Origin of the sequence: Sphingomonas ginkgonis (assembly GCF_003970925.1) — a bacterium.
GTDB lineage: Bacteria > Pseudomonadota > Alphaproteobacteria > Sphingomonadales > Sphingomonadaceae > Sphingomicrobium > Sphingomicrobium ginkgonis.
This window is the reverse complement of sequence record NZ_RWJF01000001.1, coordinates 64,393-79,134: the sequence shown is the minus strand read 5'-3', so window position 1 is coordinate 79,134 and position 14,742 is coordinate 64,393. Positions and strand designations below refer to the sequence as shown.

General features: G+C 65.4%; 13 protein-coding genes and 2 pseudogenes. 7 read left to right on the top strand and 8 right to left on the bottom strand.

Going from position 1 to position 14,742, the window contains the following annotated elements:
- Positions 1–134: 134 nt before the first annotated feature.
- The gene (locus tag HMF7854_RS00430; RefSeq protein ID WP_126717306.1) at positions 135–1,334 is read right to left on the bottom strand and encodes a hypothetical protein; all 1,200 of its coding nucleotides are present in this window, start codon (positions 1,332–1,334) and stop codon (positions 135–137) included.
- A 152-nt stretch (positions 1,335–1,486) separates the two neighbouring features.
- On the opposite strand from HMF7854_RS00430, the gene lepA (HMF7854_RS00425) reads away from it, so the two are divergent.
- The gene (lepA, locus tag HMF7854_RS00425; RefSeq protein ID WP_126717305.1) at positions 1,487–3,310 is read left to right on the top strand and encodes a translation elongation factor 4; all 1,824 of its coding nucleotides are present in this window, start codon (positions 1,487–1,489) and stop codon (positions 3,308–3,310) included.
- Positions 3,311–3,348: 38 nt separating this feature from the next.
- Positions 3,349–4,581 (top strand): acyltransferase family protein, encoded by a 1,233-nt coding sequence (locus HMF7854_RS00420; RefSeq protein WP_126717304.1) that lies wholly within the window; start codon positions 3,349–3,351, stop codon positions 4,579–4,581.
- Between the two features lie 154 nt (positions 4,582–4,735).
- Here the strand turns inward: HMF7854_RS00420 and HMF7854_RS00415 are convergent, their stop codons facing one another.
- From HMF7854_RS00415 to HMF7854_RS00405, 3 genes are all read right to left on the bottom strand, one after another.
- Positions 4,736–5,830 (bottom strand): DegT/DnrJ/EryC1/StrS family aminotransferase, encoded by a 1,095-nt coding sequence (locus tag HMF7854_RS00415; RefSeq protein WP_126717303.1) that lies wholly within the window; start codon positions 5,828–5,830, stop codon positions 4,736–4,738.
- Positions 5,827–6,237: a sugar 3,4-ketoisomerase gene (locus HMF7854_RS00410; RefSeq protein ID WP_221766391.1), complete on the bottom strand. Its 411-nt coding sequence runs from the start codon at positions 6,235–6,237 to the stop codon at positions 5,827–5,829. The genes HMF7854_RS00415 and HMF7854_RS00410 overlap by 4 nt, the downstream gene beginning before the upstream one ends.
- Positions 6,238–6,318: 81 nt before the next feature.
- Positions 6,319–7,377 (bottom strand): glycosyltransferase, encoded by a 1,059-nt coding sequence (locus HMF7854_RS00405; protein ID WP_126717302.1) that lies wholly within the window; start codon positions 7,375–7,377, stop codon positions 6,319–6,321.
- Positions 7,378–7,456: 79 nt separating this feature from the next.
- Between HMF7854_RS00405 and lepA (HMF7854_RS00400) the strand changes: the two are divergent.
- Together lepA (HMF7854_RS00400) and HMF7854_RS00395 are read left to right on the top strand one after the other, a co-directional pair.
- Positions 7,457–8,613, top strand: a pseudogene (gene lepA, locus HMF7854_RS00400) (translation elongation factor 4); the annotation flags it as partial.
- Between the two features lie 301 nt (positions 8,614–8,914).
- Positions 8,915–9,163, top strand: a pseudogene (locus HMF7854_RS00395) (GIY-YIG nuclease family protein); the annotation flags it as partial.
- A 318-nt stretch (positions 9,164–9,481) separates the two neighbouring features.
- On the opposite strand, the gene HMF7854_RS00390 reads toward HMF7854_RS00395, so the two are convergent.
- A complete protein-coding gene (locus tag HMF7854_RS00390; protein ID WP_126717301.1) occupies positions 9,482–10,129 on the bottom strand; it encodes a DUF4142 domain-containing protein in 648 nt (215 codons plus the stop codon).
- A gap of 410 nt (positions 10,130–10,539) precedes the next feature.
- Here HMF7854_RS00390 and HMF7854_RS00385 point away from each other — a divergent pair, with 410 nt between their 5' ends.
- From HMF7854_RS00385 to HMF7854_RS00375, 3 genes are all read left to right on the top strand, one after another.
- Positions 10,540–10,740 (top strand): hypothetical protein, encoded by a 201-nt coding sequence (locus tag HMF7854_RS00385; RefSeq protein ID WP_126717300.1) that lies wholly within the window; start codon positions 10,540–10,542, stop codon positions 10,738–10,740.
- 9 nt (positions 10,741–10,749) lie between these two features.
- Positions 10,750–11,295: a Crp/Fnr family transcriptional regulator gene (locus tag HMF7854_RS00380; RefSeq protein ID WP_126717299.1), complete on the top strand. Its 546-nt coding sequence runs from the start codon at positions 10,750–10,752 to the stop codon at positions 11,293–11,295.
- A gap of 601 nt (positions 11,296–11,896) precedes the next feature.
- Positions 11,897–12,802, top strand: coding sequence for an HNH endonuclease (locus tag HMF7854_RS00375; protein ID WP_126717298.1), 906 nt, complete (start codon positions 11,897–11,899; stop codon positions 12,800–12,802).
- Between the two features lie 138 nt (positions 12,803–12,940).
- Here the strand turns inward: HMF7854_RS00375 and HMF7854_RS00370 are convergent, their stop codons facing one another.
- The 3 genes from HMF7854_RS00370 to HMF7854_RS00360 form a co-directional block, all read right to left on the bottom strand.
- On the bottom strand, positions 12,941–13,129 hold the full coding sequence (locus HMF7854_RS00370; protein WP_126717297.1) for a hypothetical protein: 189 nt from the start codon (positions 13,127–13,129) through the stop codon (positions 12,941–12,943).
- Positions 13,130–13,203: 74 nt separating this feature from the next.
- Positions 13,204–13,560, bottom strand: coding sequence for a hypothetical protein (locus HMF7854_RS00365; RefSeq protein WP_126717296.1), 357 nt, complete (start codon positions 13,558–13,560; stop codon positions 13,204–13,206).
- Positions 13,557–14,645: a hypothetical protein gene (locus HMF7854_RS00360; protein WP_126717295.1), complete on the bottom strand. Its 1,089-nt coding sequence runs from the start codon at positions 14,643–14,645 to the stop codon at positions 13,557–13,559. The genes HMF7854_RS00365 and HMF7854_RS00360 overlap by 4 nt, the downstream gene beginning before the upstream one ends.
- Positions 14,646–14,742 lie beyond the last annotated feature (97 nt).

Genomic DNA, 14,742 nt, shown 5'->3' with positions numbered 1-14,742 from the left:
CCAAATTCTTCGTGGAAGGTGGGGGCCAAGCCGCTCAACGGTGCCAGGAGATTCAAACGAATGGCTCCAAGCACCAAGCTTCAAGCCTTCAGCAGAAGTTTGCGCGACGCGCCTTCAAACGTCAGCTCGGACCGTCAGAATGGCGGGCGAACGGCACCCTTGAGCATGTCCTTCCAGCTCGGCCTCCGCCGCTTCGCCGGTTGTCCGGGCTGACCAGGTTCACCGCCCGGCATGCCGTTTGTGTTGCCCATCCCGCTCATGTCCATGCCACGGATCAGGCTCGCGCTGGTCTTGAGGCGGACCTTGGCGACCCACTTGGGCGCGCGCGGCGCCTCGGCGAAGTTCGCCTCGGGACCGAAGCCGATAATCCGCACGAAGCCCTGCGGCGCGGCCTTCGCCACCTCGGCGGGGAGCAGGCACTCGCTGACCGTCGGCGCCAGCACCTGGCCCGAGGTGATCAGCTGGTGCACCCTGGCGGGCGACAGATAATCCATCATCGTCAGCGCATTGGCGCTGCCGGTCCGGCTCGACGACCAGACGATCACCTCGGTGCCGCCGCCGCCCTCGCCGGCGCCCATCAGGCTCAACGCATAGCCGGTCGCGGTCGGGGCCGGACGCCAGCCCAGCCTTGCCGCGCCCGACGGCAGCGTTCCGCGCTCCGCCAGGTCCAAAGCCGGCATGAAGTCCTGCCCGGCGCCGAGGGTGAAGCCGATCGGCGGGCTGATGCTGGAGCGGACGCTGTGCGCGCCGACCAGCGACGCCGAGAGCGGCACCGCCCGTGAACTACGCTCGTTCGGCCATTCGCCATAACCGCGACCGGCGGCAGGACGGGGCGGGAGCGCGCTGCTCACGACGGCGCCCCATCCCGGCGGGACCTGTCCCGCGGCGAGCTTCGCGAAGTCGATCACCAGCGGCTGGCCGGGGCCGACATGCTCGCCGCAGCCCCAGTAGATCAGCATGCGCCCGTTCGGCCGCTGATAGTCGCGCGGCATGCCGCCAAGCTGCTCGCCCGGTGGTGCCTTGGTCGTGCCGAGGAGCGGCAGGCTCGGTCCCATTCCGAGCGACGCGGGCGGAAGATGGTCGCCAACCTCCAGCGTTGTGCCCGGCTGGCGCGACCCGAGCTGCAGCGTCAGCGAGCGGCTGACGGCCGAACCGCGCCCGGCCATCATCGCCGCCATCCCCGCGGATCCGCCGCTGCCCAGCCCGCTGTCGGTCGAGGCGCTTACCCAGTAGGTGGCGATCGGCGGCGGCGGCGCGGGCGCGGCCCCGAGCAGGACGACCATGGCGGCGGCCAGGCCCGAACGCGACGCGAACGACCACAAATGCTGGTTCATCGAGAATCCCCCATTCCCAAGAAGCGCAGAGCATCGGCCATTTCCGGCCGTTTCGCAAGCCAGCGACCGCGCTCCGCGCCAGCTCGGCTGACAATCCGGGCGCCCCTGTGCTAGCGGCGCGGTCATTCACTTCATTCGCAGAGAATCTACCGTTGGCGACGCCGCTCAAACTCATCCGCAATTTCAGCATCATCGCCCATATCGACCATGGCAAGTCGACGCTCGCGGACCGGCTGATCCTCGCAACCGGCGGCCTGTCCGAGCGCGAGATGACGCACGGCCAGGTGCTCGACAATATGGAGATCGAGCAGGAGCGCGGGATCACCATCAAGGCCCAGACCGTCCGCCTCAACTACACGGCGAGCGACGGCGAGACCTACGAGCTCAATCTGATGGACACCCCCGGCCACGTCGACTTCGCCTACGAGGTCAGCCGCAGCCTCGCCGCCTGCGAGGGCGCGCTGCTGGTGGTCGACGCCGCGCAGGGGGTCGAGGCGCAGACGCTCGCCAACGTCTACCAGTCGATCGAGCACGACCACGAGATCGTGCCGGTGATCAACAAGATCGACCTCCCCGCCGCCGAGCCCGACAAGGTCAAGGCCGAGATCGAGGAAGTGATCGGGCTCGACGCCAGCGACGCCGTGCTCGCCAGCGCCAAAGCCGGGATCGGAATCGGCGAGGTGCTGGAGGCGATCGTCCAGCGCATCCCGCCGCCCAAGGGGGATGCCGACGCGCCCTTGAAGGCCATGCTCGTCGACTCCTGGTACGACCCCTATCTCGGCGTCGTCATCCTCGTCCGGGTCATCGACGGCACGCTCCGCAAGGGCGCGCAGGTCAAGTTCATGGCGGCGGGCACGACCCACCTGATCGACCGGGTGGGCTGCTTCCGCCCCAAGATCGAGCAGCTCAATGAGCTCGGCCCGGGCGAGATCGGCTTCATCACCGCGCAGATCAAGGAAGTCGCGCAGACCCGGGTCGGCGACACGATCACCGATGCCCGCCGCCCCGCCGCCGAGGCGCTCCCCGGGTTCAAGGAAGTCCAGCCGGTGGTCTTCTGCGGGCTGTTCCCGACCGACGCCGCCGATTTCGAGAAGCTCCGCGAGTCCTTGGGCAAGCTCCGCCTCAACGACGCCAGCTTCTCCTTCGAAACCGAGTCCAGCGCGGCATTGGGCTTCGGCTTCCGCTGCGGCTTCCTCGGGCTCCTCCACCTGGAGATCATCCAGGAGCGGCTGATGCGCGAATATGACCTCGACCTCATCACCACCGCGCCGAGCGTCGTCTACACGATGCACCTGTCGCATTCGAAGAACGAGGACGCGCAGACGATCGAGCTCCACAACCCGGCCGACATGCCCGACCCCAACCGGATCGAGAGCATCGAGGAGCCGTGGATCGAGGCGACCATCTACGTCCCCGACGAATATCTCGGGCCCATCCTCAAGCTGTGCCAGGACCGCCGCGGCATCCAGAAGAACCTCACTTACGTCGGCGGCCGCGCGCAGATCACCTACGAGCTGCCCTTGAACGAGGTGGTGTTCGACTTCTACGATCGCCTCAAGAGCATGTCGAAGGGCTATGCCAGCTTCGACTATCACCAGATCGGCACGCGCGAGGGCGACCTCGTCAAGATGAGCATCCTCGTCAACGAGGAGCCGGTCGACGCGCTGTCGATGATCGTTCACCGCGGCACCGCCGAGGCGCGCGGGCGGGGCATGGTCGAGCGGCTGAAGGAGCTCATCCCCCGGCACCTCTTCAAGATCCCGATTCAGGCCGCGATCGGCGGCAAGGTCATCGCCCGCGAGACGATCAGCGCGATGCGCAAGGACGTGACGGCGAAGTGCTACGGCGGCGACGCGACGCGGAAGAGGAAGCTGCTGGAGAAGCAGAAGAAGGGGAAGGCGAAGATGCGGGAATATGGAAGCGTGTCGATCCCGCAGGAGGCGTTTATCGCGGCGTTGCGGATGGGGGAGGAATAGGCGGCTAGGGATCGCGCATCGCGCTCGGGCGGCACCTCATGCTGCACGTGCTCATGCGTCCCGCAGGAGGCTGTCATTGCGGCGCTCAGGATGGGGAAGGAGTAGCCGAGCTTGCGCGTAGACCCGGCCACGAGGCTTCGGATCGGCGCCACATACAACATCCAGATCTACTTCAAGCACCTCTACCGTTGCGGCCTCAAACCCGCATGTTAAGGTCCGCTATGACGCCGGTCCGCACTCGCTACCATTATGTTGATCTTCTGCGAGGTCTTGCGGCTCTCGCCGTCCTCGTGACTCATTACCGCTGGTTCTATGCCCGCTTTCCGGCAGACTGGCGTGACGATGTCTCGCTGCCCTTCAGCAGATATCTGTGGCCCATCTACCAGCATGGGGGCTGGGCGGTGGAAGTGTTCTGGGCCTTGTCGGGTTTCGTGTTCGCAGTCGCCTATGGATCGCTCGGGCGGACCTTGTCACCACGCGAGTTCTGGATCCACCGGATTTCACGCCTCTATCCGTTGCACCTTGTGACGCTGATTGTCGTCGCCCTGCTGCAAAGCATGAGCTTCGCGCGCTTCGGCCATGCGCTCATCTATCCCAACAACGACCTGAAACACCTTGTCCTGCAACTGCTCTTTGCATCCAACTGGTTCACGCAGACGCCGTCGTTCAACGCACCGATCTGGAGCGTGTCGGTCGAGGTGCTGGTTTACTTCTTCTTCCTTGCCTTCATGCTGCGGTGGGGCCCGAGCCGAACCGTCGCCGCGGTGCTCGCGGTTCTCAGCATCGCCTTTTTCAAGCTCACGGGTTCAATGCTGGGCCTCTGCTCCGGCCTGTTCTTCCTAGGTGCCATCATCGGCTTCTCTCGAGACCGTCTTGCGGTCGCGCCGGTGCTGGCGGCTCTCCTGGCCGCCGCAGCAGGGCTTTATTTTTCGGTGGACATCGTCATCTTCTGTGTCGGCGCTCCGGCTCTGGTGGCGGGCTTCGCCCTGCTCGATCAAAGGGCGCCGAGCTTTCCCCGACCCCTGCGGCTGATCGGCGCCATCACCTATTCCGTCTACCTGTGGCACATGCCCATCTTGATCTCTTTCCGCCTGAACGAGGTCATTCCACCCTTGTGGCTCTTCTGCGCGGTGACGATCGCCGCCGCCCTGCTTTCCTACCGATGCATCGAGTCGCCAGCGCAGCACTGGCTTCGAAACAAGCTACTGTCCAAGCCAGTAACTGCACGCGGGCCGGCGACCCCCGAGGAGCGAACCAGGGGCGCTGTCTGATTGGCCTGCTTGCCGGGGGCGCGATCTTCGACCGCTCGGCAATAGCTCCGTTCGGCGAGGCCCGATCATAGGGCTGTTCTCGGTCTTGCCGCCTTCGTCGGACTAGAGGTGAGATCGAGATCGTCGCGGCGCCGAGGGTCTGCTGCTGCGGTAACTATGCAAGCTTGTTGAGCGCCTCGACAACCTGCTTGGCCTGTTCGCGTGAGAGGTGCGGGCCAATCGGAAGGCTGAGGCATTGATCGGCAAGTCGCTCTGCGATCGGGAACGATCGACCCTGAAGGTCAAGGTCGTCCAGCGCATTCTGACGATGTGGGGGGATGGGATAGTGGATCAGTGTCTCGATGCCGCTGGCGGACAGTCTGGCCTGCAGCTCGTCGCGTCGCTCCGACAGGATTACGAACAAATGCCAGGAAGGCGCTGCCCATGAAGGAACCGTGGGCAGAACCAGGTCCAAGTCCCGTAGCCCTTCGAGGTAGATACGCGCAGTGTCCGACCGTCGTTCGTTCCACTCGTCCAGAAAGGGAAGCTTCGCTCGCAGTATGGCTGCCTGCAATGGGTCCAACCTTGAATTCACGCCGCGCAGATCATTCACGTAGCGGACGGAAGAACCATAATTGCCAAGCTTCCTGATCTTGTCGGCAACATCCTTTCGATTGGTTGTGACGGCGCCGGCGTCGCCGAGTGCGCCAAGGTTCTTGCCGGGATAGAAGCTCCAGCAGACGGCGTCGCTATGCGCACCGATACGCCTGCCCTTGTAGGACGCGCCATGCGCTTGCGCCGCATCCTCGACCAGCAGGAGACCGTGCTTCGCGGCGATGGCGCCGAGCTGATCCAGGTCGGCAGGCTGCCCATACAGATGCGTCGGCAAGATGGCCTTGGTCGACGGCGTGATCGCCTCTTCGATCCGGTCGACATCGATATTGTGGGTGGCGGGGTCGGGCTCCACGATGACCGGGCGAGCGCCGGTCATATGTACGCCAAGCAAGGTCGCTATGAACGTATTAGCCGCAACGATGACCTCGTCGCCAGGCCCGACGTCCAAGGCCCTCAGCGCCAAGTGAAGCGCATCGAGGCCGTTCCCGGTCCCTACAGCATGCGATGCCTGGACGTAGCCGGCGAAGCTTTCTTCGAAGGCAGCGCATTCGGAGCCGCCGATGTACTGGCCTGAGCGCACAACCCGCTGGATCGCCGCATCAATCTCGCCCTTCAGCTCGTCAGTCGCGGCAGCCAGGCTCAGAAAGGGTATCAAGACGGATCTCTCTCACGCAGAAACTGGTCGTAATCCCGAATGTAATCATCCTCGGAATATTCTTCGCTCGCGAGCACGGTCAGGACGCAGTCGGAAGAGAAGTCCTTCATCTCACGCCAGGTACCCGGCCCGAGCAGCAGGCCCTTGGTAGGTGAGTCCAGCCTGAACTCCTGCCTCGTGCTCCCATCGTCGACGACCATTGTACAGGCCCCCACACCAACCATGGCCAACTGCTGAAGCCTGCGATGCGCATGATGCCCGCGAACGACGCCGGGCTGGGTGTCGTAGATGTTGTAGATACGCTTGATGGCAAATGGCGCCGTGACATTCGACGGGTCGAGTCGGACAGGGCAGAAAGATTCGGAGGCATTGGTCTCCAGCCATGCATCCTCCGTTAGCATTGTCATGGCTTGTCTTGTCCTCGGGGCTTGAGCGCTCTGGAATGAAAAGGACGCACCGCCTTCGTCAGGGGTGGTTCTTTCCGGATGTCAGACAATGCTTCGGTATACCTCGGCATATTGCTGTGCGACGGCATCGCTCGAGTGGACCCGCTCGATGAACTCGGCGGCGGCCTTTCCCCGCTCCTCAAGAGCCCTCCGGTTTCCGACCAGCGAGGTAAGATGGCGATAGATGTCGTCTCCGTCGGGCAAGATGTTGATGGCAGGGCTCGCATGCCCCTGCTCGGCCTCCGCTCCAGTGAGAACCACCTTGCCCTTCGCCATCGCATAGAGCGCGTTCATGCCGGGGCCGTAGCTGTTGGCCTGGTCGATCATGATGTGGACCGAACCAAGAAAGTCGAGGTAATGGGCGAACGGCAGGCGAGGGGACTGCACGATTTCAACTGTCGGATCGTTGGCGAGTCGCGTCAGCGCGTCCCTGATGAAACGGCCGCCCTTGAACCCGAACCTCGTCTCCCCGTACCAGATGCGCACTGGCCCTGGCGGCATTGGCGTCGGCCGGTGTCTGGCCGTATCAAGCGGTAGCGGTATGTTGGCGAGCTTGTCGCGAAGCGGGGTATCGGCGAGCGCCCAGTCATATTCGAAATGGGTCGAGACAATTCGGTCGGCGAGATCCCAAGCGACATATTCGGCGCGGCGCTCATCGGGACGGTCGTAGATGCAGTCGGACTTCAGGTCATGAGCCTGGCACTCGGCACAAGGACTGTAGCGAAGTTCCCTCACCCGCCGATGATAGTCGGAGGTGCAGGCGGTATTGACCACCACCAATGCTCCATTGTTGCGCTTGAGGTAGCGCATCATAGGCTCGTGCAGCTTCCAGTTGAAGAATTTGGGCGTGATAAGCTGAACGACGTCGAAGCCGGTCATCTCTCGCGCATGCAGGAGCTGGGAAGCAACATCGCGCAGCAGGGTCAGCGTTCCTCCGCCGGATGGCGGCGGGCGGTAGAGCGGGATGTCGCTGCGGTACTCCGGAAACGCGGTTCGAGAGTGCGCGCTTGTGACGCTCAGCCCCGCTCGCTCAAGGCCGGGACGAAGCTCCTGATGGAAACCACTGAGCTCACCCAGCAATAGAACGCGCATGCTTTTCAACTAACGCGCTTTCACCTGCTGTTCCAGCGACTTCCTCGACACGTTGCCAACTTGGCGATTGTGGGGGCGCTGCCAAGAAAAGCCAGGCGCGCAGGTCAAGTTCATGGCGGCGGGCACGACGCACCTGATCGACCGGGTCGGCTGCTTCCGCCCCAAGATCGAGCAGCTCGCGGAACTGGGCCCGGGCGAGATCGGCTTCATCACCGCGCAGATCAAGGAAGTCGCGCAGACCCGCGTCGGCGACACGATCACCGACGCCCGCCGCCCCGCCGCCGAAGCGCTGCCCGGCTTCAAGGAAGTCCAGCCGGTGGTCTTCTGCGGGCTGTTCCCGACCGACGCCGCCGATTTCGAGAAGCTCCGCGAGTCCTTGGGCAAGCTCCGCCTCAACGACGCCAGCTTCTCCTTCGAGACCGAGTCCAGCGCGGCATTGGGCTTCGGCTTCCGCTGCGGCTTCCTCGGCCTCCTCCACCTGGAGATCATCCAGGAGCGGCTGATGCGCGAATATGACCTCGACCTCATCACCACCGCGCCGAGCGTCGTCTACACGATGCACCTGTCGCATTCGAAGAACGAGGACGCGCAGACGATCGAGCTCCACAACCCGGCCGACATGCCCGACCCCAACCGGATCGAGAGCATCGAGGAGCCGTGGATCGAGGCGACCATCTACGTCCCCGACGAATATCTCGGCCCCATCCTCAAGCTGTGCCAGGACCGCCGCGGGATCCAGAAGAACCTCACTTACGTCGGCGGCCGCGCGCAGATCACCTACGAGCTGCCCTTGAACGAGGTGGTGTTCGACTCTACGATCGGCTGAAGAGCATGTCGAAGGGCTATGCCAGCTTCGACTATCACCAGATCGGGACGCGCGAGGGCGACCTCGTCAAGATGAGCATCCTCGTCAACGAGGAGCCGGTCGACGCGCTGTCGATGATCGTTCACCGCGGCACCGCCGAGGCGCGCGGGCGGGGCATGGTCGAGCGGCTGAAGGAGCTCATCCCCCGGCACCTGTTCAAGATCCCGATCCAGGCCGCGATCGGCGGCAAGGTCATCGCCCGCGAGACGATCAGCGCGATGCGCAAGGACGTCACCGCGAAGTGCTACGGCGGCGACGCGACGCGGAAGAGGAAGCTGCTGGAGAAGCAGAAGAAGGGCAAGGCGAAGATGCGGGAATATGGCAGCGTGTCGATCCCGCAGGAGGCGTTTATTGCCGCGCTGCGGATGGGGGAGGAGTGAGGCACCGAGCGTAGGCGAGCGGTTGCGAGAGCAACCGGGAGCTAGCGCGAAGAGATGCCGAACGCCGGCCGGCGGGGCGCGAGGCCTCAGCCGAGCGAACCCGTCCGTCGTCATGGCGGCTTTGCGCCCATTCCGGACGCTCAGGGCTGGCTAGCGTCCGGCTATAAGCAGACGCTCGGTCAGTCACCTGGCTTTTGTCTTCTTACGACCCATTGCCGACTCTCAGTTCGTCACCCCGGCTCGACCCGGGGTCGCGCGTCTCTCTTCCATGCGCGGCATGGAGAGAGGCAGATAAGTATAGATGATGGCGGACCGCTATCGGGGAACCCTCTACGTCGGTGTCACTGCTGACTTGGCTGTCCGCATCCATCAGCATCGTGAAGGCCGGGGGTCGGAACTCTGTCGACGCTACGGCCTAGCCCGCCTCGTCTGGGCGGAGCGCTGCGACACCATCGCCGCCTGCATCGCGCACGAGAAACGATTGAAGAGATGGCGACCGGAATGGAAGATTGCCCTCTTCGAGAAGGCGAGTGCTGACTGGGCTGACCTTCTCAGAACGCTCTTTCAAGGTGGAGAAGCGGGACCCCGGGTCAGGCCCGGGGTGACGAGAAAGAAACAGTGGCGGCGACGTCCGCCTCCCACCCATCGCAGACGTTCGTAAGTCAAGGGTGGTCCGCTGGCCTCCCTTTCTGCCATGAGTGGTAAGCAGATATTCGGCGCTGCGACCGCGACCGTTGTTAGGCGACGGACCGTTTAGGAGCGAAAGCCCCAAAGCGGCCATTTTATCAGCATCGCTTGCGACGTACGCACAATTTGCAAGACGCAGCTAAGGTGTCTTCAATTTGACTACGAGCCGCCTACACACGACTTAGGCCCGCAGGGCCTCGGTTATGCGCTTACAGTGGACGACATGCTCTTTGAACGTTGATTGGGCAAGCGTCGCCAAGTGACGGCCATGCATCTCCGGCATGCTGGTCGCGTTCGCGGAATTGATCAGGTACGACGCCGCTAGGTCGCGGAGGAACTCGTGATTGGCCAGTTGCGCGGTCATGTATTCGCGATCGAAAGCTCTGCCCTTGCGCGCGCCTTCGATTCTGGCACGCGTGGCCCGTGCGTTCGCGTCCGGTGCCGGCACCGGCGTGCGTAGCTGACTCAGTACGGTGGTGACCGCGATGGCTTCCCGGAGCTCAAAGTTGGCGAATTCCTTGGCCTGACGATCAGTCGCTTTGTCGACGGCAAGCTGGCTTGTGACCAAGGAAAGCATGGCAGGCCCGATCACGCCCATGCGGAATTCCATCTCTGTCCTCGCGTCCGGCCGGGCCATCGGATAGCTGTGGCCGGTCTCAGCCTCGGGCTGCTGAGGTGTTGCGGCCGCTTGCGCTCCTTGCGCCAAGCCGAATAGGCCGAGCGCGCCGATACTGCCACCAACCATAACGGCTTGAGTCAACAAGGTTCGGCGACCAATGCCGACGACGTCAGAAAGGTCTTGAGACATTCTGATTGAAGCTTTGGTCATGTGAGCACTCCTCTCTTTCGCTCCCCCGAGATCGAAGGCGCGGTAATGCTATTCGAAGATTAGCTGCAAGGTGCGCGGTCAGGCGCGGCAGTCGGCAAACGTCTCGACTGGGTCTAGGCAGTTGCCGACACAGTCAAAACGACCGTCAATTGCAGGTATAACATAAGTTAGAAACAACTGCTCCTATCTAACTATTGTTCACTCAACGATGAGCTTGCTTGCAAGTTTCTGTACGGTGCCGCGCAGACCGGATATGAAGCTTTGGCGACAACGTGCGGGAGGCCGGGGTCTTGACGCTAAAACAATCACTCGAACCCATCGCGGTCGGCGCACGGTCAAACTCCTTAGCGCGGGCTCAACCTTTTGTCGGCACATCGCAGGCGGAGGTCGGCAATCGGCTGCTTCAGCTCATGGCACCGCTCGACTATGAGCTGCTGCGCCCGCATCTGCGACGTGTGCCGCTGGAGATCGGTACCGACTTGGCATCCGCGGGCGAACAGATCGAGGCGGTGTGGTTCATGGAAGGGTCCGTAGCCGGCTTCCTTGACGTGCTGTGGGACCGACGGCGGCTGGCAATGGGGCTCGTGGGGCGCGAAGGCTGCATCGGCTGACCGCTTCTGATGGGCCAGGACCGCTGGTCGTATGACGTCGCTGTGGTAGCAGAAAGCAGTAGCGTGCTGCGAGTGGATGCCGCCCGGCTGCTCGAAGCTGCCGAACGGCGTCCCGGTATCCGAGAAATGATGCTCCGTTTCGCGAGCAGCTTCACAGCGCAGATGGGGCGCACCATCGTCTCCAACCTCATCCATTGTGTCGAACAGCGCACCGCGCGCTGGATCCTGCTTTACCAGGATAGGGTGCACTCGGACGAGGTCGTCACCATTACCCACGAGGAGATGGGCTTCATGCTCGGAGTGCGCCGGGCGAGTATAACGGACGCGCTGCACGCGCTGGAGAGCGACGGGGCGATCCGCTCGCTGCGTGGCCAGATCATAATACGCGACCGTGCGCGACTGGAGGCGCTTGCAGCTGAGACATACGGTTTCGCGGAGGCCGAGTATCAGCGGCTCATTGGCCCGTTTGACGATCGACCTTGCGCCGTCAGTTCTACCAACGGGCGCAGCTGCAACGGTCAAGCGATCTCAATAGAGAAGGCCGACAGCGATTGAGCCCAGATCAGTTGGCTTGACACCAGCGGCCACCAGCTTTTCCGCGGGTTGCCGAGCGCCAGAAACGCCGATCATGATAGGTCCGCCTTCGGGAGCGCGCTGAGAGAGCCAGCAATCACCGATAGCTGCCGATCGACGGGTGTCGCCGAATGTCGGCAGGGGGTCGTAAGCGGACATTCGCGCGTCAGCTGAACATGGGGTGATCGCGGGAGCGAGCTACCTCGATCAGCGATGGCCTGGAGGAAGGTGATTGTTCCCCGGTAGAAGAAAGTGCGAGCTCACGACTGGGGGCCAAGCCCATGCATCGGCATCGGAACGGAGAACGGCCATGGGTGAGAATATCGGGCTCGACGTGAGCGGTCGCCGGCGGATGAGATGAACGAATGGCGGGAAAGGTGCCTTGGCGCCGCAAAGCGGACGGTCTGCTTTCGGCCAGTTTCGGCTGTCGATTGTAACTTAACTCAGCAATCGCGTTCGGGGCGCACATGAGCCCGTATGAGCGGCCAAGAACGGATCTTTTCAGCCCGCCAGTTGGCAACAAGCCGGCATCTGCGAAACAAACGCCATCGACCGGGGCCCCTCATCCGCATAGCTTCGCCCCATGACCAAGGGCGTATTCCTGTTCCGCGAAGACTCTCGCTACGAAGATCGACCGTGGGAGGTCTACCAATTCCCTCGCGATTATCTCTCACGCGCGAACCAGATGGTCGGCGATTGGGTAATCTTCATGGAGCCGGTGAAGGCGGGCCGCAGAGGCTATCACGCGGTCGGTAGAGTCCAGCGGATCGTGCCTGATCCAAGCGCCTCCGCCATGTATCTCGCGATGATCGAGCCGGGGTCTTATCTGCCGTTCGATCACGACGTGCCGTTCCAGTCGGGCGGCTCCTATCCGGAGCGCAGCGTGTTGAACGACGGCGGCCGAGTGTCGGGCCGGGCGCAGGCCGCCGTTCGGCCGATCCCGGATGCCGACTTCAACCGGATCATCGCGCTCGGCCTGACGGCGGGTGACGACTTGTTGCCGCGAACGGATGCCACGCTGCCCGCCGACGCCTTCCACGACGAGCGTGCGCCATACACGTTCGAGCAGCACCGCACGCAGATGCTGACCCTGCGCACGGTGCGCGACCGTGTGTTCCGGTCCAAGGTCGTTCAGGCCTACGACCGGCGCTGCGCCTTCACGGGCTTCCAGTTCATCAATGGCGGCGGCCGGGCCGAGGTCGAGGCCGCGCATATCAAGTCGGTCGGCGCCAAGGGGCCCGACGTGGTGCCAAACGGGCTGGCGCTGTCCGGCACGGTGCACTGGATGTTCGATCGCGGCTTGCTCAGCCTCGCGGACGACCGGACGGTGCTGCTGTCCAACCACATCAACGATGTGGACGGGCTGCGGAAGATCCTGCTGCCGGACGGCAGGGCGCGGTTCCCGGCGCAGCGTCGCGACTGGCCGGACGTCGCTTTCCTCGCCTGGCACCGGGACCATGTGTTCAAGGGCGCCGCGCTGACGCCATAGCCGTCACCCCGGATCAAGTCCGGGGTGACGGCGGCTGGTGGGGGTGGCTGGCGGTGGGGCTGGGGGTCAGGCTTCCGGCTCCGCCTCGCCGCTCGCCCCGCTCCCGCTCGCCGGCGGCGACGAGGCGGGGGTGAGGGTTTAAACGTGGCGGAGCCAGCTGGCGAAGACCTCGACCTGGGCCTCGGCGATCGGTCCATAGGGGTCGGGCGCGGTGGGGAGGCGGAGGGCCTCGTTCTCGGCCTCCTGGCGCTGGGTCCAGGGCGAGGGCCGGCCGCAGCGCTCGAGGCCAGGGCGCTGGAACCGGATGGTGGGGCGACGGTCGCTCATGCTTCTTCTCTCCTGTCGGGGTTGGCTGGCGGGTGGTGGCCGGCAGCGGTCCGCCGCCGCCGGCTCGCGGATGGTCAGACGGCGTGGGCGTGGGCCTCGCGCGGCCAGCGGTCGTGATCGAGGATCGCCTGGATGGCCGCGTGGTGCGCGTCGAGCAGCGCCTGCTCGGGCGGCTCGGGGACGGCCGCGAGCGCCGCCTCGTCGTCGGGCGGGATGTCGGCGAGCAGCCGCTCCCAGGCCGCGGCGCAGGCCTGGTCGAGCTCGCGCAGGCGGGCGCCGGCGGCGCGCGACCAGGCCACCCGGGCCGCACGGCAGTCGAGGGTGGCGCGGTTGGGCGGCGGCTCGGCCCCGAGGGTCAGGAGCGCGGCGACGGTGGCGCGGGCGGCGGCGGAGCGGCCGGCGCCGCGGCGGGGACGGCGGGGGCGGCTCACGGCCGGTCCTCGTCGTTGGCCGGGGTCGGGACCGCGGGGGCGGGCGGACCGTCCGGCGTCGGCGGGTCCGCCGGGGCGGGCGCTTCGAGGATCTCGAACCCGTCGGGGAGCGCGGCGTCCTCGGTGTCGAGCAGGCCGAGCTCCCACGCGGCCTGGCGGCGGGCGGCCTCCGCCTGCTCGGCGGTGCAGCGCGCGGCGTGCTGCTCGAGGCTCTCCGCGCCGCCGCTGCAGTAGCGGTCGTCGGCCTCGAGCGCGATCCCGCCGTCGCGCCAGACGAGCAGCCGGTGCGGCACCGGGACCGGGCGGTGAGGGGCGCCGGCCTCGGCCCAGAAGCGGGCGCGGGCGTCGGCGAAGGCGAGGCTGAGCACGGTCGCGGCGGCGGCGATCGCCGGGGTGCCGGCGCGGCGGGCTTCGATCCACCGCTCGACCTCGTCGGGCATGCTGATGTCGGCGGCGACCTCGATCCAGGTCAGCTGGCGGAGCGCGAAGTCGGCCTCGGCGATGCGGCCGTCGAGGCGGGCCTCGCGCTCCTCGCGGAGTTTGATCCAGTAGGCGTTGAGGGTGGCGACGAAGATCCCGCGCGGGTCGTCGGCGAGGGGGAAGTCGGGGTCGGGCGCGGCGGGACGGCCGGCGGCAGCGGGGCGCGACCAGGGGGCGGCGCCGCGATCCATCCCGTCGGCGTGGGCCGCGGCGCGCTCCTGCTCGACCTGGCCGGCGAGGGCGTCGAGATTGTCCTTGAGGCGGAGCAGCTCGCGCTCGCGGTAGAGCGCCAGCGCCTCGTCCCAGGCGCGGGCGAAGGCGGCGGCGCCGCGCGCGTTGCGGAGCTGCTCGGCGCCGTTGGCGTGGCGGCCGGCGGTGCGGGCGGCGCGGCGCGGGGAGCCGGTGATGGCGAGCGCGGCGATGAAGGCGCGCTGATGCTCGGGCCGCCAGCCGTCGGCATGGGCCCGGCGCGGGACGGGCTCGAAGGAGAGGAGGTCGCGGATCTCGCCGAAGCGGTCCTTGCCGGCGAACCCCTCGGCGCGGCAGCGGTCGCAGACGACGGGGATGACGGGGGTTGCATCGGGCAGGGCGGTCGGAACGGTCATGGCTCGGGTCCTCGCAGATGGCCGGCGGGATGCCGGCGGCTGCGGAGGAGATAACCTATATGGTTATGTGTAGGACAGTGAGCGTGCGAGGGGCGGT